The organism is Streptomyces sp. NPDC060232, from assembly GCF_042726555.1.
Classification (GTDB): Bacteria; Actinomycetota; Actinomycetes; order Streptomycetales; family Streptomycetaceae; genus Streptomyces.
Genome location: NZ_JBHXAG010000034.1, coordinates 18,001 through 36,744 on the forward strand (window position 1 = coordinate 18,001; position 18,744 = coordinate 36,744).

An 18,744-nucleotide genomic window follows, 5' to 3' on the forward strand; every position below is an offset into this window, starting at 1 on the left:
GGGCCACTCATACAGACCCTGAGGGGCCCATGACCGTCCGGTCTGCAGGACTCCCTGCCCAGAGGTAGGTCACCCCGCGTAGACTGCCGCGCGTGGCCAAGGTGACGCGGGATGACGTGGCGCGACTTGCGGGTACTTCTACCGCCGTCGTGAGCTACGTCATCAACAACGGACCCCGGCCGGTCGCCCCGGCCACGCGCGAGCGTGTCCTCGCCGCGATCAAGGATCTGGGCTACCGCCCGGACCGGGTCGCCCAGGCGATGGCGTCGCGGCGTACCGACCTCATAGGCATGATCGTCCCCGATGCCCGCCAGCCGTTCTTCGCGGAGATGGCGCACGCGGTCGAGCAGGCCGCCGCCGAGCGCGGAAAGATGGTCCTGGTCGGCAACTCCGACTACCGCACCGAGCGCGAGGTCCACTACCTGCGGGCCTTCCTCGGGATGCGGGTCTCCGGGCTGATCCTGGTCAGCCAGGGCATGAGCGAGCAGGCCGCCAGCGAGATCGAGGCCTGGGACGCCCGCGTGGTGCTCCTCCACGAGCGCCCGGAGGCGATCGACGACGTCGCGGTCGTCACGGACGACATCGGCGGCGCCCAGCTCGCCACCCGGCACCTGCTGGAGCACGGACACGAGTACGTCGCCTGTATCGGCGGCATCGAGAACACCCCGTCGGTCGGCGACCCGGTCGCCGACCACGTCGAGGGCTGGCGCCGGGCCATGCAGGAGGCGGGCCGCTCGACCGAGGGTCGGCTGATCGAGGCCCCGTACAACCGCTACGACGCGTACACGGTCGCCCTGGAGGTCCTGGCGCGGCCGGACCGGCCGACGGCCGTCTTCTGCGCCACGGACGACCAGGCGATCGGGGTGCTGCGCGCCGCGCGCGAGCTGCGCATCGACGTGCCCGGGGAGCTGGCCGTGGCGGGCTTCGACGACGTCAAGGAGGCGGCCCTCACGGACCCGCCGCTGACCACGGTCGCCTCGGACCGCCCCGCGATGGCCCGCGCGGCGGTGGACCTCGTCCTGGACGACGGCCTGCGCGTGGCCGGCTCGCGCCGCGAGCGCCTCAAGCAGTTCCCGTCGGCCCTGGTGATCCGCCGCTCCTGCGGCTGCAAGTAGGGCGCCGGGCCTCCTCAGTAGGCGAGGAGGGAGGCCACCAGGAAGAACACCGGGGGCAGCGCCGCGGCCAGCGCCACCGAACAGCCGCTCGGGGGATGGTCGGGATCGGCGACCGATGAGACCAGGAGCAGGAGCGCCGCCGCTGCGACGGGAGCGAGCCCGAAGGCGGCCCCGATCAGCGACACCCACAGCAGGACCATCCCGGTGAGCAGGCAGGCGCAGGTGAAGGCCGTCGGCGCGTGACGCGTGAGGAGCGGCAGCGCCACGACGGCAAGGGCCACCAGGTACGCGCGGGGCAGCACGCCCCCCGTCCCCACGATCGCCGACCACACCGCCGCGGCGGCCGTCACCGCGGTCGCCGTCACCGCCAGCCCCCACGGCACGCGGGACACCTTCCGCCGCACGACCTCGTCCATCCACGACCCCCCGATCAGATCTTGAACACGTTCACTTGAACGTGTTCAAGATAGGGGAAGGGGAAGGAAAGGGGAAGCGTCTTTACATCGGGCATACGCGGTTCTGTCGGGCTTCTCAGGCCGGACTCAGGAAGCTCTCATCAACGGCGAGCACAGTCGTGGTCATGACCGAGAGCTTCCGCCGCGAAGGCGAGTACCCGCAGGAACACCGCCCCCGGCACGCGCCGTTCGGCGAGGACTGGCAGCGCGGACGCGACCGGCTGACGCAGGAGGCCGGTGCCGGAGCCGGGACCGGGACCGGGGCGTATCCGCCGCCGCCCGCCTACCCGCCGGCCGCGCCCGGCTGGCACGAGGCGCACCGGCCGCCGGTCATCCGGGGCGAGACGGTCCCGGCCGCGGCCGACGGCGGCGAGGGCGGCGCCGGCAGCCCGCAGGGACCGGCCCACGCCGCTCCCGGCCGGCGCGCGAAGAAGCCCGTCGCCCTGCTGGCTGCCGTCGCGCTCGCCGCGGCCCTGGTCGGCGGCGGCACCGCCGCCGCCGTGCAGCAGCTGATGGACCGGCAGGCCGGCACCTCCGGCGGGGTCAGCGGCACGAACGTCTCGCAGTCCAGCACCGGCACCGTCGCCGGCATCGCCGAGCAGGTCAGCCCCTCGGTCGTCCGCATCGACACCCGCACCGGATCCGGCCAGGGCACCGGCTCCGGCTTCGTGCTCACCGCCGACGGCGAGATCGCCACCAACAACCACGTCGTGGACGGCGCCACCGAGATCCAGGTGACGACGAGCGACGGCAAGAAGTACCCCGCCAAGATCGTCGGCACCGACCCCGACAAGGACCTGGCCCTGATCAAGCTCCAGGGAGCGAGCGGCCTCAAGCCCGCCAGGCTCGGCGACTCCGGCAGCGTCAAGGTCGGCGACCAGGTCGTCGCCATCGGCTCCCCCGACGGCCTCACCGGCACCGTGACCAGCGGCATCGTCTCGGCCCTGAACCGCGAGGTGAAGGTGCCCACGTCGGAGCAGAGCTCCCCGCAGGGCCGGCAGCGGGGCGAGGGCAGCTGGCCCTTCTCCTTCGGCGGCCGCCAGTTCAACGGGGACACCGGCTCGGACACCACCTCGTACAAGGCCCTCCAGACGGACGCCTCCCTCAACCCGGGCAACTCCGGCGGCGCCCTGGTCAACATGAACGGCGAGATCGTGGGCATGCCCTCGGCGATCTACTCGCCCTCGACCGGCAACTCCGCCGCCGGCAGCGTCGGCCTCGGCTTCGCCATCCCCGTCGACACGATCAAGGCCGACCTGGACTTCCTGCGCAAGGGCGGCTCCGGTGGCAAGGGATCCTCCGGCGGCGACTCCTTCGCCAACGGCTTCGGCACCTCCTTCTAGGTCCCGCGAAGTAGGGGCCTGCTGCCGTGACCCGGTGAACCTCTCCGCTCCCAGCACTACCCGTCCGGCCCGTGCGAGGCTGGAGGCGCCGTCACCCCTCGGAGCCACCGGCCGACCACCACACCTGGAGACCCATCCATGAACCCCGCCGAAGGCGAAGCGCGGATCCTCGTCGTCGACGACGAACCGGCCGTACGCGAGGCCCTGCGCCGCAGCCTCGCCTTCGAGGGCTACGCCGTGCAGACCGCCGTCGACGGCCTCGACGCCCTCGACAAGGCGGCCTCCTACGCCCCCGGCCTGATCGTGCTGGACATCCAGATGCCGCGGATGGACGGGCTCACGGCCGCCCGCCGGCTGCGCGCGTCCGGCAGCACCACCCCGATCCTCATGCTCACCGCCCGCGACACCGTCGGCGACCGCGTCACCGGCCTCGACGCGGGCGCCGACGACTACCTCGTCAAGCCCTTCGAGCTCGACGAGCTCTTCGCCCGCGTCCGCGCCCTGCTGCGCCGCAGCTCCTACGCCGCCCCGCAGGCCGGCGCCGACACCCACGAGGACGCCCTGACCTTCGGCGACCTGCGCATGGACCTCGCGACCCGCGAGGTCACCCGGGCCGGACGCCCGGTGGAGCTGACCCGTACCGAGTTCACGCTGCTGGAGATGTTCCTCGCGCACCCGCGCCAGGTCCTGACCCGCGAACAGATCCTCAAGACCGTCTGGGGCTTCGACTTCGAGCCCAGCTCCAACTCCCTGGACGTGTACGTGATGTACCTGCGCCGCAAGACCGAGGCGGGCGGCGAGCCGCGCCTGGTCCACACCGTGCGCGGGGTGGGCTACGTCCTGCGCTCCGGCGAGGGCGGGCCCGAGTGAGCCCGCTCGCCCGCTTCCGCGCGCTCCCGCTGCGCTCCCGGCTGGCCCTGCTGGTCACGGTGGCGGTGGCGCTGGCCGTGGCGGGCGTGGCCGCGGTGTCCTGGGTGATGGTCCGCACCCAGCTGCGCGACCAGCTGGACAGCGCGCTGCGCGCCACCAACGCCGAGGCGCAGGCCAACCAGGTCTACCGCTCGCTCGGCTGCGTGGCCGTCACCGGCGCCCTCCCGGAGCGGCCCGCCAACAACCTCAGCGCCCAGGTGCAGATCGTGCTGCCGGACGGCGGCCACTGCTGGGTCGACGGCCGCAGCACCCTGCGGATCAGCGCCACCGACCTGGCGGTCGCCCAGCGGCGGCGCGGGGCCGCCCTCTACGACGCGACCACCTCCGACGGGGTGCCGGTCCGCGTCTACACCCAGCCCGCCCTGCTCGACGGGCGGGCCGCCGCGCTGACCGTGGCCAAGCCGCTCGCCGACATCGACAAGCCCCTGTCCACCCTCGCCTGGGTGCTGCTCCTGGTGTGCGGCGTCGGAGTGGTGGGTGCGGGCGCGGCCGGCCTGTGGGTGGCCCGTACGGGGCTGCGGCCGGTCGACGAGCTGACCGAGGCCGTCGAGCACATCGCCCGCACCGAGGACCTGACGGTGCGGATCCCCGACGAGGGCGACGACGAGATCGCCCGCCTGTCGCGGTCCTTCAACTCGATGACCGCGGCGCTGGCCTCCTCCCAGGACCGGCAGGCCCAGCTGATCGCGGACGCCGGGCACGAGCTGCGTACCCCGCTGACCTCGCTGCGCACCAACATCGAGCTCCTCGCGCGCAGCGAGGAGACCGGTCGGGCCATTCCGCCCGACGACCGGCGGGAGCTGCTGGTCTCGGTGAAGGCGCAGATGACGGAGCTGGCCTCGCTGATCGGGGACCTGCAGGAGCTGTCCCGGCCGGACGCGGCCGCCCCGGGCCGGCTCGGCGTGGTCGCCCTGCACGAGATCGCCGCGGCCGCACTGTCGCGGGCCCGGCTGCGCGGTCCGGAGCTGGTCTTCACCTCGGACCTTCAGCCCTGGTACGTACGGGGCGAGGCGGCGGCGCTGGAGCGGGCGGTCGTCAACGTCCTGGACAACGCGGTGAAGTTCAGCCCGCCGGGCGGCTCGGTCGAGGTGGCACTGCGGGCGGGCGAGCTGACCGTACGGGACCACGGGCCGGGCATCCCGGCGGAGGACCTGCCGCACGTCTTCGAGCGGTTCTGGCGGTCCCCGTCGGCCCGCGCCCTGCCCGGCAGCGGGCTGGGCCTGTCGATCGTGGCCCGTACGGCGGCCCGCGCGGGCGGCAGCGCCGAGCTGCGGGCGGCGGCGGACGGCGGCCCGGGCACGGAAGCGGTGCTCCGCATCCCGGGGGCGCCCACGCCGCCGCCCTCGGAGCCGTCAGTTGTGCCGGATCAGTGAGGCGACCAGGCCGGAGCGGGTGTGGGGGAAGTCCATGGGGACGATGCCCAGCCCGGTCCGGCCGGCCAGTTCCCCGCCGTCGACGAACGCGTGCACCTGCGGGTTGAGGCGGTCGGAGTTCCAGCGGGGCGGCATGTAGGCCGAGGTGCTGACGTAGTTGACGAAGAGCCGGCCGGGCTGCTGGACCGCCTTGCGGAAGTGGTTCTCGATCTTCCCGCGCTTGGCGAAGGGTTCGGCGTTCCAGTCGTCCTGGATGTCGAAGACGTTGCCGTCGCCGTAGCGCAGGCCCGGCAGGCCGCCGTTGTCCGCGAGCAGGACCACCTTCCCGCGGGCCTGCCCGAGGGTGGGCAGGGTGTCGGCGATCCGGAACAGCGGGCGCCAGCCGCGGTGGTCGAGGTAGTCGTCGAAGACGGCGCGGAAGGTGGCGTCGCTCTCCCCGGAGTACTCCTGCTTGACCCGCATCAGGACGGTCTCGCCGGGGTGGGCGGCGAGGAAGTTCCAGCAGGCGACGAGGACGTCCCCGAACATCAGGTCCTGGAAGAAGGACCCGTGGTGGATCGCGAAGGACCCGCCGGTGACCCGGCAGCGGACGTCGAGGAAGCGGATGCCGGAGTCGAGCTGCTGGGCGATCGAGGTGTTCTGGCAGGCGACATAGAGCCCTCCCTTGGTCGCGCCGGAGTCGTGCGTGCCGGGGATGGTCATCCGCTGGAGGGCGGTGGAGTCGCCGAGGCCGGACATCCAGTCCTGGGTGCCGAGGGCCGCCGCCGCGGCGGCCGGGGCGGATGCGGCCCCCAGCCCGGCGGCCGCTCCCGCGGCCAGCGCGCCGGCTAGGAACGCCCTGCGCCCCATGCCCGTGCGCGCGCCCGTGACCGCACTCGTGCCAGTGCCCCTGCTTGTACCCGTGCCCGTACCCATGCCCGCCCCTTCGCCGACCCGGTGATGGCCGGATTATGGCGTGCACACGTCACAGGCACTACCCGTCGGTAGCGGTCAGTCTTCGAGCAGGCCGACCATCTCGCGCAGCCCCCGCAGCAGCTCCCGGCCGTCCGGCGCCTGCTCCGGGTCGGTCAGGGTCTGCACCATCACCCCGCTCAGCAGCGCGATGTGCATCGAGCCCAGGGCGCGTACGTCGGCCTCCGACACCTCGGACTCCGGCACCCCGCGCAGCGCCGCGGCCACCATCCGGCGGTTACGGCGCTGCGCCTCGGCCAGGATCGCGAGCAGTTCCGGCGAGGACTGCGCGTGCACGAAGGCCTCGACCGAGGCCAGCCACAGCCAGCGCGTCTCGCCGAAGTCGCGGATCTTGCGGTCCCAGGTGTCGGCGTAGCGCTCCCCCGCGGTCCCGCCCTCTCCGGCGAGCCGGCCGGAGCCCGCGGCCCACTCCTCCATCGCGGCGAACAGCGCCTGGTTGAGCAGCGCCTCGCGCGAGCCGAAGTGGTAGCCGATCGCGGCCATGCTCACCTCCGCGGCCGTGGCGATGTCGCGCACGGTCGTGCGCAGGTAGCCCTTCTCCTCCAGGCAGCGGCGGGCGCCGGCCAGCAGGTCCTCGCGATTTCCCATGCCGGGATCGTATCCACCACCCCTCTTGGGCAAGCGCCCAATACAAGCGTATTGCGCGCTTGCCCAAACGCTGGCAGGGTGGAGCCACCGCAAAGATCCACAGGCCCACGGGAGGCAGGAACATGCGCCACGAGCTGAAGATCGACGACCGGACCCTCTCCTACCTGGACTTCGGCGGCACCGGCAGGCCGCTCCTCGCCCTGCACGGCGGCATGTCCGAGGCCCTCGCCTTCACCGGACTCGCCGCCGCCCTCGGCGACGGCTGGCGGGTCATCGCCCCCGACCAGCGCGGCCACGGCGCATCGGACCGGGCCCCCGACTACCGCCGCGAGGGCTACGTGTCCGACGCCGTCGCCCTCCTCGACCACCTGGGCCTGGACACCCCCGTGCCGCTCCTCGGCTACTCCCTCGGCGGACTCAACGCCTACCACCTGGCCGCCGCCCACCCGGACCGGATCTCCGCGCTCGTCGGCGTCGACGCCACCGTCGAGATCCGCATCCCCGACGGGCCGAACTGGTTCGACTTCCTCGGCGGCCTCCCCCACACCGCCGCCACCCGCGAGGAACTCCTCGCCGCCGCCGGACCGGCCGCGCCCTTCGTCGCCGACGGGCTGCGCCCCCTCCCGGACGGCACCGGCTGGCGCCTGGCGTACCACCCGCAGGACATGCTCGACTCCATCCACGCCTGCGCCGGCGACCACTGGGACACCTGGCTCACGAGCACCTGCCCGGCCCTGCTGGTCCACGGCACCCGCAGCCAGGCGCTCACGCAGCCCGTCGCCGACGCGATGACCGCCCGGCGCCCGAAGACCTCGTACGCACCCCTCGACGGCGACCACTTCGTACCGTTCACCGACCCGGACGGCTTCCACAGGGCCGTCGGGACCTTCCTGGCGGCCCTCTGATCCGCCCGGGTCCCCGCGCCACGGGGGTGCACGGGGAAACGCCGGAGGGGCGGCGGGCCGAGACAGGCCCACCGCCCCTCCGGGCGCGCTGTGCGCGGGTGCTACTTGATGACGGTGATCCGGTTCGCCGCCGGCGGGGCGATCGGCGAGGACTCAGTGGAGTTGTTCGTCAGGTAGGCGTTGAAGCAGTCCAGGTCGGACGCGCCGACCAGCTTGTTCTTGTGCTCCTTCAGGACGGTGAAGCCGTCACCGCCACCCGCGAGGAACTCGTTCATCGCGACCCGGTAGGTCTTGGCGGGGTCGATCGCGGCGCCGTTCAGCCTGACCGAGTCCACGACGATGCGGTCCGCGCCCGCCTTCGTCATGTCGAGGGTGTAGGTGAAGCCCTTCGACACCTGCAGGATCTTCGGGCTGGGCCCGTTGACCGGCCCGGTGACCTGCTGCTGGAGCGCGGTGATCAGCTGCGCGCCGGTCAGGTCCACGACGTTCATCATGTTGGTGAACGGCTGGACCGTGAAGGACTCGCCGTACGTCACCACGCCGTCGCCCTCGGAGCCCGCGGCCTTGTAGGCGAGGTCCGAGCGGATGCCGCCCGGGTTCATGAGGGCCAGCTGCGCGCCGCCCTTGTCCGCCGGGGCGAGTGCCTCCAGCTGGGCGTCGGCGATCAGGTCGCCGAGCGGCTTCTCGGGCTCCGCCGAGCCGCGGCCCGGGATGTCCGCCGCGATGAAGCCCTGCGGGCGGTTGGCGATCGGGGCCGCCAGGGCGTTCCAGCGACCGATCAGCTCGGTCATGTCCGGGGCCTTGGGCTGGTCGCGGTGGACGACCTTGTTGACCGGCTTGGGCGAGGCGACCGGCGTACGGACGATGTCCTTGGTCCGCCGGTCGTAGGTGAGGGTGGTCTCGGTGAACAGACGGCCGATGGAGGCGGCCGAGGTCACCGCGCGCGGGTTGCCCGCGGGGTCCGGGATGTTGCAGGCGTACGCCTGGTGCGTGTGGCCCGTGACCAGCGCGTCGACCTTGGCGTCGACGTTCTTGGCGATGTCCACGATCGCGCCCGAGATGCCGGCGCCGGCGCCCGGGACGTCACAGTCGTAGTTGTACGCGCCGTTCGCGGGCAGACCGCCCTCGTGGATCAGCGCGACGATCGACTTCACGCCCTGCTTGTTCAGCTCGGCGGCGTACTTGTTGATCGTCTCGATCTCGTCGCCGAACTTGAGGCCCTTGACGCCGTCGGCGGTCACGATGTCCGGAGTGCCCTCCAGGGTGACGCCGATGAAGCCGATCTTCACGTCGCCCTTCTTCCACACGTAGGTGGGCGACATCAGGGGGCGCTTGGTCTTCTCGTCCGTGACGTTCGCGGCGAGGTACTGGAAGGTGGAGCCCGTGAACTCCTTGCCGAACTCGTAGCAGCCCTCGACCGGGTGGCAGCCGCCGTACGCCATGCGGCGCAGCTCGGTCCTGCCCTCGTCGAACTCGTGGTTGCCGACGCTGGAGACGTTCAGGCCCAGCTTGTTCAGCGCCTCGATGCTCGGCTCGTCGTGGAAGAGACCGGACAGCATCGGGCTGCCGCCGATCATGTCTCCGGCCGCTGCGGTGACGGAGTACTCGTGGCCCTTGCGGGCCTCGCGCAGGCTGGTCGCGAGGTACTCGACCCCGCCCGCGGGTATGGCCTTGGTGGTGCCGTCGGCCTGACGTTCGGTCACGGTGCCGGAGGAGCCCTGCGGGGGCTCCAGGGTGCCGTGGAAGTCGTTGAACGACAGCATCTGCACCTCGACGGTCCGGCTCTTGGCCGCACCGCCACCACTCGCGGCACCGGCCGGCAGTGCGGCCGCGACCATCGCTCCGGCTCCGGCCGTGACGGCGAGGGCGGCGAAGGTCAACCGGCGGTTTCGGCGGTGCCGTTGTGGCGTCGCTGACATTTAGTCCCCTTTGCGGACAGCGATACTGCTTGGGAGGTCCGCCGCAGCCTATGGTCAACGCGCGTAGCTCTACCAGGGGGTAACGGGTATCGCGTTGGTTACGCGCAGAAGAAGGACCGACCCCCGCGCCCGTACTCCACCCGGCGGCCACGACGGTCGTAGGCTCGTTCCATGACTGACGCAAGCGCGGCCCTGGAGCCGGGACGGCAGATTGAGACCCTCGACGAGCTGACGGGGGAACAGGCCGATGCCGTCCTCGACCTGATCGAGGACGCGGCGCGTACGGACGGCACCACCGCCGTGTCCGAACAGGGAAGGCTCCAGCTGCGCGGAGGAGCGCGCGCGGGCGTCCGGCACTTCCTGCTCACCGACGGCGGCCGGCTCGCCGCGTACGGGCAACTGGAGGACACCGACCCGGTGGAGGCGCCGGCCGCCGAACTCGTCGTGCACCCCGCCCTGCGCGGCCGCGGCCACGGACGCGCCATGGGAATGGCCCTGCTGGCCGCCTCCGGCAAGCGGCTGCGGGTGTGGGCCCACGGCGGCAAGTCCGCCGCCCGGCACCTCGCCCAGGTACTCGGCCTGACCCTCTTCCGCGAGCTGCGCCAGCTGCGCAGGCCCCTGGCCGAAGGGGCCCCGCTGCCGGAGCCGGTGCTCCCGCCGGGCGTGACCGTACGGGCCTTCCAGCCCGGAAGCGACGACGCGGCCTGGCTCGCGGCGAACGCGGCCGCCTTCGCCCACCACCCCGAGCAGGGCTCGCTCACCCAGCGCGACCTCGACGACCGGATCGCGCAGCCGTGGTTCGACCCCAAGGGGTTCTTCCTCGCCGAACGCGACGGTGAGCTCGTCGGCTTCCACTGGACGAAGGTCCACGCGGCGGAGCAGCTGGGCGAGGTCTACGTGGTCGGCGTCCTGCCCGGCGCCCAGGGCGGCGGCCTCGGCAAGGCCCTCACCGCGATCGGCCTCCAGCACCTGGCGGCCCAGGGCCTGCCGACGGCCATGCTCTACGTCGACGCCGACAACCCGGCGGCCCTCGCCGTCTACGAGGGCCTCGGCTTCACCACCCACGAGGTGGACCTGATGTACCGCACGGAGAGCTGACCCGGGCAAGCCCCACCCGACCCCGCCGCCTCAATCAGCCCCGCCGGCGTTCGAGGCGCGGGGCCCGGGGCAGCGCCCCGGCAACGGCGCCGCACCGGACCCACGACGCCCGACCGGCACACACGACGCCCGACCGGCACAACGCCTGCGCCCCCGGGAAGGACTCGTGCGCCGGCCGGAGCCGGGAAGCCACGCGCCATTAACCGGGCATTCAGAAGCGCTTGCGACGCTCCCCCAATGCAGCCTCGACTCCGGCCGACGGCCGACACGTCCGACGCGCCTGTCCTGCCGCTTGCGCGGAAGAATGGAGTCATGAGCCACAAGCCCAGCGCCGGTCCCACCGAGGTCCCCGCCCAGCACCCGTCTCACACGTCCGCGTCCGCCGCCGACCAGGCCGGCAAGGCCGCCGGCAAAGACCCCGGCAAAGCCGCCGCCCTGGGCACCGGTGCCGGCACCGGCACCGGCACCGGCCGGCCCGCCGCCCCGGCGCCCGGCGTCGCGGCCCACGCCCGCATAGGCTCCATCGCCGCGCACCGCCCGCACGTCGATTTCGACCCCGACCTCGACGCCGACCTGGACGCCTACGACGACAAGGACGGCGGAGAACTCCCCCCGGGCCGCTTCCTCGACCGGGAGCGCAGCTGGCTCGCCTTCAACGAGCGGGTGCTGGAGCTCGCCGAGGACCCGACGACCCCGCTCCTGGAGCGCGCCAACTTCCTGGCGATCTTCGCGAGCAACCTCGACGAGTTCTTCATGGTCCGGGTGGCCGGCCTCAAACGGCGCATCGCGACGGGCGTCGCCACCCGATCGGCCTCCGGCCTGCAGCCCCGCGAGGTGCTGGACCTCATCTGGACGCGCTCGCGCGAGCTCATGGCCCGCCACGCCGCCTGCTTCCAGCAGGACATCTCCCCGGCGCTGGCCGAGGAGGGCGTCCACCTGATCCGCTGGCCCGACCTCACCGAGAAGGAGCAGGCCCGCCTCTTCACACTGTTCCGGAACCAGATCTTCCCGGTGCTGACCCCGCTGGCCGTGGACCCCGCGCACCCCTTCCCGTACATCTCCGGCCTCTCCCTCAACCTGGCCGTGGTCGTACGCAACCCCGTCAGCGGCCACCGCCACTTCGCCCGCGTCAAGGTGCCGCCGATCCTCTCCCGCTTCCTGGAGGCCTCCCCGCAGCGCTACGTCCCGCTGGAGGACGTCATCGCCGCGCACCTGGAGGAGCTGTTCCCCGGCATGGAGGTGCTCGCGCACCACATGTTCCGCGTGACCCGCAACGAGGACCTGGAGGTGGAGGAGGACGACGCCGAGAACCTGCTCCAGGCCCTGGAGAAGGAACTCATGCGGCGCCGCTTCGGCCCGCCCGTGCGCCTGGAGGTCGAGGAGTCCATCGACCCCGGCGTCCTGGACCTCCTCGTGCAGGAGCTGAACGTCAACGCCTCCGAGGTGTACCCGCTGCCCGGGCCCCTGGACCTGACCGCCCTCTTCGGGATCGCCTCCCTGGACCGGCCCGAGCTCAAGTACCAGAAGTTCGTCGCCGGCACCCACCGGGACCTCGCCGAGGTCGAGTCCGCTCACGCGCCCGACATCTTCGCCGCCCTGCGCGAGCGCGACGTCCTGCTGCACCACCCGTACGACTCCTTCTCCACCTCCGTGCAGAGGTTCCTGGAGCAGGCCGCCGCCGACCCGGACGTCCTCGCCATCAAGCAGACGCTCTACCGCACCTCCGGCGACTCCCCGATCGTGGACGCCCTGATCGACGCCGCCGAATCCGGCAAGCAGGTCCTCGTACTCGTCGAGATCAAGGCCCGCTTCGACGAGCAGGCCAACATCAAGTGGGCGCGCAAGCTGGAGGAGGCCGGCTGCCACGTCGTCTACGGGCTCGTCGGCCTCAAGACCCACTGCAAGCTCTCCCTCGTCGTCCGCCAGGAGGGCGACCAGCTGCGCCGCTACGCCCACGTCGGCACCGGCAACTACCACCCCAAGACCGCCCGCCTGTACGAGGACCTCGGCCTGCTCACCGCCGACCCTCAGGTCGGCGCGGACCTCTCCGACCTGTTCAACCGGCTGTCCGGCTACTCGCGCCGCGAGACCTACCGCCGGCTGATGGTCGCGCCCCGCTCGCTGCGGGACGGCCTGATCGCGCGGATCGACAAGGAGGCCGCCCACCACAGGGCCGGCCGCCCCGCGTACGTGCGCCTCAAGATGAACTCGATCGTCGACGAGGCCCTCATCGACTCGCTCTACCGGGCCTCCCAGGCGGGAGTGCCCGTCGACATCTGGGTGCGCGGCATCTGCGCCGTCCGCCCAGGGGTCCCGGGACTCTCGGACAACATCCGGGTCCGCTCGATCCTGGGCCGCTTCCTCGAACACTCCCGGGTGTTCGCCTTCGGCAACGGCGGCGAGCCCGAGGTGTGGATCGGCAGCGCCGACATGATGCACCGCAACCTCGACCGCCGGATCGAGGCACTGGTCAGGGTCGCCGACCCGGCCCACCGCGCGGCACTGGACCGGATGCTGGAGACCGGCATGTCCGACGCCACCTCCTCCTGGCACCTGGGCCCGGACGGCGAATGGACCCGGCACAGCACGGACGCGGACGGCCAGCCGCTGCGGCACGTACAGGAGACGCTCATAGACGCCCGGAGGCGCCGGCGTGGCTCAGCCAAACCATGACCCCACTGCGGCCGCGGGTGACGTGCTCGGCGCATACCTGCGCTCCCAGGCCACGGCTTTCCTGCGGGGCCTACGCCAGTACGGTCCCAGCGCTGCGAGCGGCGCCGACACCGCGGAGAGCGGCGTCGCGGCGCGCACGCTGCGGGGCGCCGCGCGCCGCATCAGCGGATCACTGGCCACGTTCCGGGTGGTGACCGAGTCGTCCTGGGCCGACGGACTGCGCACCGAGCTGGTGTGGCTGTCCTCGACCCTGGCCGACGAGCACGCCTACGCCGCCCGGCTGGCCCGGCTCATGGACGCACTGCACCGGCTGTCGGGGTCCCCCGTGCTCCCCGCTCCGCGCGGCGCGGACGGCGCCCTGACGGTGGGCTCGGCGCGCGCGGGCGCGCTGCTGGACCGCCGGCTGACCCTGGCCCGTACGCGCGCCCACTCCGCCACCCTCCAAGCGCTCGGCTCGTCCCGCTTCCACGCGGTCGCGGACGCGGTGGCGGTGCTCGCCTCCGAGGTCCCGCTCGACGCCGTCGCGGCCCGCGGACGGGTGGGAGAGGTCCTCGTGCCGCTCGCGGCCGCGGCCGAAACCCGACTGTCGGCCGCGGTCTCGACGCTGCCGCCGGTCGGCGGCTGCGAGGCGGCGCCGAGCCCGTACGACGCGGACCAGGACGGCCCCTGGCACGAGGTACGCCGCCTCCTGCGGGTCCACCGGTACGCGCAGGAGGTCCTCGGCGAGGACGTGACCCGGCCGGCGGCCGCGGGCGAGGCCCTGGACCGCCACCGGGACGCCGCCGAGGCCGCCGCCGCGGCCACCTCGGCCGCCCGCACCCCGCGCATCGCCCCGGCGACGGCCTACGCCCTGGGCGTCCTGCACGCCGACCAGCGCCACGAGGTCGAGGCGGCCCGGGCCGACTTCCAGCGCCTCTGGCTCCGGGAGCCGACGGCGGCCGCACGACGGTGACGGCGGGACGACGGATGATGGCAGACAGGTGCGGACGCACCGCAGCGCACCGGGTCGTCCGCCACGGTTCACCGTCCGTTCACTCGGGCCGGTCGGCTGCTTCACCTCTTCAGCCTAATTTCGGTCGTGCACGGAAACGGCGGCTCACAGAGCGGGGCGGCCGCCCCGCGCGACCCCGACGCAGTAGTCCTCTTCGCACGCCGCCCGGTACGAACGGAACGCGGCCGGCGGCTTCTGGAAGGAACACCCGAAAGTGAAGCTTCAGCGCAAGAACATGCTTCGTGCCTCCGCCCTCGGTGCGCTTGTCGTGTCCGGCGCCCTGGTCCTCACGGCGTGCGGCTCGGACGACAACACCAAGACCGGGGACGGCACCACCAAGGCCGCTCCGGCCGCCGGCGAGATCAAGTGCGACGGCGCCAAGGGCAAGCTGCTCGCCTCCGGCTCCTCCGCGCAGAAGAACGCGGTCGAGCTGTGGGTCAAGAACTACATGGCCGCCTGCCCCGGCGTCGAGGTGAACTACAAGTCCTCCTCCTCCGGTGAGGGCATCGTCGCCTTCAACCAGGGCACCGTCGGCTTCGCCGGCTCCGACTCGGCGCTGAAGCCGGAGCAGGTCGAGGAGTCGAAGAAGATCTGCACCGGCGGCCAGGGCATCGACCTCCCGATGGTCGGCGGCCCCGTCGCCCTCGGCTTCAACGTCGCCGGCGTGGACAAGCTGAACCTCGACGCCGCCACGATCGCCAACATCTTCAACGACAAGATCAAGAAGTGGGACGACGAGGCGATCAAGAAGCTGAACCCCGGCGTCACGCTTCCCTCCACCGCCATCCAGGCCTTCCACCGCTCCGACGACTCGGGCACCACCGAGAACATCACCAAGTACCTCAAGGCCGCCGCCCCCGACGCCTGGCCGCACGAGGCCGCGAAGAAGTGGGCCGCCCCCGGCGGCCAGGCCGCCTCCGGCTCCGCCGGTGTCGCCGCGCAGGTCAAGCAGGTGGACGGCGCCATCGGATACTTCGAGCTCTCCTTCGCCAGCGCCCAGGGCATCAAGACCGTCGACCTGAACACGGGCGCCGCCGCCCCGGTCAAGGCCACCGGTGAGAACGCCTCCAAGGCCATCGCCGCCGCCAAGATCGCCGGCACCGGCTCCGACCTGGCCCTGAAGCTCGACTACACCACCAAGGCCGAGGGCGCCTACCCGCTGGTCCTGGTGACCTACGAGGTCGTCTGCGACAAGGGCAACAAGGCGGAGACCCTGCCGACCGTGAAGTCCTTCCTGAACTACGCCGCCTCGGACGCGGGCCAGAAGGTCCTCCTCGAGAACGGCTACGCGCCGATCCCGGCCGAGATCAACGCCAAGGTCCGCGAGGTCGTCAACTCGCTGGGCTAGTCCTGAGCTCCGAGGCCCGGTCCGCCCCCTCCCCCGTGCGGGGACCGGGCGGGCCGGCCCCGGAGACACTCCCCCTCCACCCGGGGGAATCCGGTGCACCGCCGCCAGGGGGCTCGCCCCCCACACAGACCGGAAAGACCATGGCTTCCACCACACCCACCCAGATAGACAAGGCTCCGCCTGTCGCCAGGAGCGCACGGTCCACCGGCCGCGCCGGTGACAAGATCTTCGCCGGGCTCTCCAAGGGATCCGGCATCCTGCTCCTGGTGATCATGGCGTCGATCGCCGCCTTCCTCACCTACCGCGCCACGATCGCCCTGTCGGAGAACGAGGGGAACTTCCTCACCACTTTCGACTGGAACGCGTCGGCCAACCCGCCCGTCTTCGGCATCGCCGTCCTGCTCTTCGGCACCGTCGTCAGCTCGATCATCGCGATGGCCATCGCGGTTCCGATCGCTGTCGGCATCGCCCTGTTCATCTCGCACTACGCGCCGCGCAAGCTGGCCGCGCCCCTCGCGTACGTGGTCGACCTGCTGGCCGCCGTGCCGTCGATCATCTACGGCATCTGGGGCGCCCTCTTCCTCGTTCCGCAGCTGAACGGCCTGAACCTCTGGCTGGACGAGTACCTCGGCTGGACGTACGTGTTCGACAAGACCGAGGTCGGCGTCGCCCGCTCGCTCTTCACCGTCGGCATCCTGCTCGCGATCATGATCCTGCCGATCGTGACCAGCGTCAGCCGTGAGGTCTTCCTCCAGGTCCCGCGCATGAACGAGGAGGCCGCCCTGGCCCTCGGCGCGACCCGCTGGGAGGTCATCCGGATGTCGGTGCTGCCCTTCGGCCGCTCCGGCGTCATCTCCGCCTCGATGCTCGGCCTGGGCCGCGCACTCGGCGAGACCATGGCCGTCGCGACCGTCCTCTCCCCGAGCTTCCTGATCTCCGGCCACATCCTGAACCCGGGTGGCGGCACCTTCGCGCAGAACATCGCCGCGAAGTTCGACGAGGCCAACGAGTTCGGCCGGGACGCGCTGATCGCCTCCGGTCTGGTCCTCTTCCTGCTCACCCTGCTGGTCAACGGTGCAGCTCGCCTGATCATCGCGCGCCGCAAGGACTTCTCGGGGGCGAACGCCTGATGAGCCACGCAATCCAGGACAAGCGGCCCACCCGGGCCCCCCGGTCCGCCGCTCCCACCAGCCTCACCCGAGGCGGCCTGCCCCGCTGGGCCCCGGCCGGCATCGCGGTCCTCTCGATCGCCCTCGGCAGCGGCATCGGCCTCGTCCTCGACCTCGCGAGCAAGATCCAGTGGGGTCTGATCGCGGCCCTCCTGTTCGTCGCGATCACGTACACCGCCAGCGCGGTGATCGAGAACCGCCGCCAGGCCAAGGACCGCGTCGCGACCTCCCTCGTATGGGTCTGCTTCGTCCTCGCGGTCATCCCGCTGCTCTCACTGATGTGGACCACGGTCAGCCGCGGCCTGAAGATGCTGAGCGGCGACTTCCTCAGCCACTCCATGAACGGCGTGACCAGCTTCGACGAGGGCGGCGGCGTCTACCACGCCCTGCTCGGCACCATCGAGCAGATCGCCCTGGCCACCCTGATCGCGGCCCCGATCGGCCTGCTGACCGCCGTCTACCTGGTCGAGTACGGCAAGGGCACGCTCGCCAAGGCCGTGACCTTCTTCGTCGACGTCATGACCGGCATCCCCTCCATCGTCGCGGGTCTGTTCATCCTCACGACCTGGAACCTGATGCTCGGCTTCGGCCCCTCCGGCTTCGCCGGCGCGATGGCCCTGTCGATCCTGATGATGCCGGTCGTGGTCCGCTCCACCGAGGAGATGCTCAAGCTCGTCCCGAACGAGCTGCGCGAAGCCGCCCTGGCCCTCGGTGTGCCGAAGTGGCGCGTGATCCTCAAGGTCGTCCTCCCCACCGCCATCGGCGGCATCTCCACCGGCCTGATGCTGGCCGTCGCCCGCATCGCCGGTGAGACCGCCCCGATCATGCTGCTGGTCTTCGGCTCCCAGCTGATCAACGGCAACCCCTTCGAAGGCGCCCAGTCCTCGCTCCCCCTCTACATTTGGGAGCAGTACAAGGTCGGCAGTGAAGCCTCCTACGACCGGGCATGGGCCGCAGCGCTCGTCCTGATCGCCTTCGTCATGATCCTCAATCTGGTGGCCCGCGGCATCGCCCGCTGGAAGGCCCCCAAGACCGGTCGCTGACGCGACTGTATGAAAGCGAAGTGACCCCCATGGCGAAGCGAATCGACGTCAGCGGACTGTCCGCCTTCTACGGCAGCCACAAGGCCATCGACGACATCTCGATGACCGTCGAGCCCCGCTCGGTGACGGCCTTCATCGGCCCCTCCGGCTGCGGCAAGTCCACCTTCCTGCGCACCCTCAACCGCATGCACGAGGTCACCCCCGGCGGCCGCGTCGAGGGCAAGGTGATGCTGGACGACGAGAACCTGTACGGCGTCGGCGTGGACCCCGTCGCGGTCCGCCGCACGGTCGGCATGGTCTTCCAGCGCCCGAACCCCTTCCCCACCATGTCGATCTTCGACAACGTGGCGGCGGGCCTGCGGCTGAACGGCAACTTCAAGAAGTCCGAGCTGAGCGACATAGTGGAGCGCTCCCTCCAGGGCGCGAACCTCTGGAACGAGGTCAAGGACCGCCTGAACAAGCCCGGCTCGGGCCTCTCCGGCGGTCAGCAGCAGCGTCTGTGCATCGCCCGCGCCATCGCGGTCGAGCCGCAGGTCCTGCTGATGGACGAGCCCTGCTCGGCCCTCGACCCGATCTCCACCCTGGCGATCGAGGACCTGATCGGCGAGCTCAAGGAGCGCTTCACGATCGTCATCGTGACGCACAACATGCAGCAGGCCGCCCGCGTCTCCGACCGGACCGCGTTCTTCAACCTCGCGGCGGTCGGCCAGCCCGGCAAGCTCATCGAGATCGACGACACGGACCGGATCTTCTCCAACCCGTCCGTGCAGGCGACCGAGGACTACATCTCGGGCCGCTTCGGCTAAAGCGAGATGTGAGAGC

Annotated in this window: 16 protein-coding genes; 12 read left to right on the plus strand and 4 right to left on the minus strand. The window is 71.8% G+C overall.

The genetic code is table 11. The annotated features are described in order from the left end of the window. Positions 1-92 precede the first annotated feature (92 nt). Complete coding sequence (locus ACFWFZ_RS31850) at positions 93-1,115, plus strand: LacI family DNA-binding transcriptional regulator (protein WP_387127035.1); 1,023 nt, start codon at positions 93-95, stop codon at positions 1,113-1,115. A 14-nt stretch (positions 1,116-1,129) separates the two neighbouring features. Here the strand turns inward: ACFWFZ_RS31850 and ACFWFZ_RS31855 are convergent, their stop codons facing one another. Continuing rightward, a complete protein-coding gene (locus ACFWFZ_RS31855; RefSeq protein ID WP_387127037.1) occupies positions 1,130-1,531 on the minus strand; it encodes a hypothetical protein in 402 nt (133 codons plus the stop codon). 164 nt (positions 1,532-1,695) lie between these two features. On the opposite strand from ACFWFZ_RS31855, the gene ACFWFZ_RS31860 reads away from it, so the two are divergent. The 3 genes from ACFWFZ_RS31860 to ACFWFZ_RS31870 all read left to right on the plus strand — a co-directional run bounded on the left by ACFWFZ_RS31860 (position 1,696) and on the right by ACFWFZ_RS31870 (position 5,216). Beyond that, positions 1,696-2,913: a S1C family serine protease gene (locus tag ACFWFZ_RS31860; protein ID WP_387127039.1), complete on the plus strand. Its 1,218-nt coding sequence runs from the start codon at positions 1,696-1,698 to the stop codon at positions 2,911-2,913. Positions 2,914-3,051: 138 nt separating this feature from the next. Continuing rightward, positions 3,052-3,783, plus strand: coding sequence for a response regulator transcription factor (locus ACFWFZ_RS31865; RefSeq protein ID WP_387127041.1), 732 nt, complete (start codon positions 3,052-3,054; stop codon positions 3,781-3,783). After that, a complete protein-coding gene (locus ACFWFZ_RS31870; protein WP_387127043.1) occupies positions 3,780-5,216 on the plus strand; it encodes a sensor histidine kinase in 1,437 nt (478 codons plus the stop codon). The genes ACFWFZ_RS31865 and ACFWFZ_RS31870 overlap by 4 nt, the downstream gene beginning before the upstream one ends. On the opposite strand, the gene ACFWFZ_RS31875 is transcribed toward ACFWFZ_RS31870, so the two are convergent. Beyond that, positions 5,196-6,065, minus strand: a complete 870-nt coding sequence (locus ACFWFZ_RS31875; protein ID WP_387127045.1) for a phosphatidylinositol-specific phospholipase C — start codon at positions 6,063-6,065, stop codon at positions 5,196-5,198. The genes ACFWFZ_RS31870 and ACFWFZ_RS31875 overlap by 21 nt on opposite strands. Before the next feature lie 141 nt (positions 6,066-6,206). Continuing rightward, positions 6,207-6,776 carry a TetR/AcrR family transcriptional regulator gene (locus tag ACFWFZ_RS31880; RefSeq protein ID WP_387127048.1) on the minus strand — a complete coding sequence of 190 codons (570 nt, stop codon included), beginning with the start codon at positions 6,774-6,776 and terminating at the stop codon, positions 6,207-6,209. A gap of 122 nt (positions 6,777-6,898) precedes the next feature. Here ACFWFZ_RS31880 and ACFWFZ_RS31885 point away from each other — a divergent pair, with 122 nt between their 5' ends. Next, complete coding sequence (locus ACFWFZ_RS31885) at positions 6,899-7,681, plus strand: alpha/beta fold hydrolase (protein ID WP_387127050.1); 783 nt, start codon at positions 6,899-6,901, stop codon at positions 7,679-7,681. A gap of 101 nt (positions 7,682-7,782) precedes the next feature. Here the strand turns inward: ACFWFZ_RS31885 and ACFWFZ_RS31890 are convergent, their stop codons facing one another. Continuing rightward, positions 7,783-9,600 (minus strand): bifunctional metallophosphatase/5'-nucleotidase, encoded by a 1,818-nt coding sequence (locus ACFWFZ_RS31890; RefSeq protein WP_387127052.1) that lies wholly within the window; start codon positions 9,598-9,600, stop codon positions 7,783-7,785. A 171-nt stretch (positions 9,601-9,771) separates the two neighbouring features. Between ACFWFZ_RS31890 and mshD the strand changes: the two genes are divergently transcribed. The 7 genes from mshD to pstB all read left to right on the plus strand — a co-directional run bounded on the left by mshD (position 9,772) and on the right by pstB (position 18,728). Further along, positions 9,772-10,698: a mycothiol synthase gene (mshD, locus tag ACFWFZ_RS31895; protein ID WP_387127054.1), complete on the plus strand. Its 927-nt coding sequence runs from the start codon at positions 9,772-9,774 to the stop codon at positions 10,696-10,698. 312 nt (positions 10,699-11,010) lie between these two features. Next, on the plus strand, positions 11,011-13,371 hold the full coding sequence (locus tag ACFWFZ_RS31900; protein ID WP_387127056.1) for an RNA degradosome polyphosphate kinase: 2,361 nt from the start codon (positions 11,011-11,013) through the stop codon (positions 13,369-13,371). After that, complete coding sequence (locus ACFWFZ_RS31905) at positions 13,352-14,323, plus strand: CHAD domain-containing protein (protein ID WP_387127058.1); 972 nt, start codon at positions 13,352-13,354, stop codon at positions 14,321-14,323. Before ACFWFZ_RS31900 ends, ACFWFZ_RS31905 begins: the two co-directional genes overlap by 20 nt. Positions 14,324-14,576: 253 nt before the next feature. Further along, a complete protein-coding gene (gene pstS / locus ACFWFZ_RS31910; protein ID WP_387127060.1) occupies positions 14,577-15,710 on the plus strand; it encodes a phosphate ABC transporter substrate-binding protein PstS in 1,134 nt (377 codons plus the stop codon). Between the two features lie 140 nt (positions 15,711-15,850). Further along, positions 15,851-16,840 carry a phosphate ABC transporter permease subunit PstC gene (gene pstC / locus ACFWFZ_RS31915; RefSeq protein ID WP_387127062.1) on the plus strand — a complete coding sequence of 330 codons (990 nt, stop codon included), beginning with the start codon at positions 15,851-15,853 and terminating at the stop codon, positions 16,838-16,840. Next, entirely contained in the window at positions 16,840-17,922 is a 1,083-nt protein-coding gene (gene pstA, locus ACFWFZ_RS31920; RefSeq protein WP_387127065.1) for a phosphate ABC transporter permease PstA, read from the plus strand. Before pstC ends, pstA begins: the two co-directional genes overlap by 1 nt. A 29-nt stretch (positions 17,923-17,951) precedes the next feature. Further along, positions 17,952-18,728 (plus strand): phosphate ABC transporter ATP-binding protein PstB, encoded by a 777-nt coding sequence (pstB, locus tag ACFWFZ_RS31925; protein WP_387127067.1) that lies wholly within the window; start codon positions 17,952-17,954, stop codon positions 18,726-18,728. Positions 18,729-18,744 lie beyond the last annotated feature (16 nt).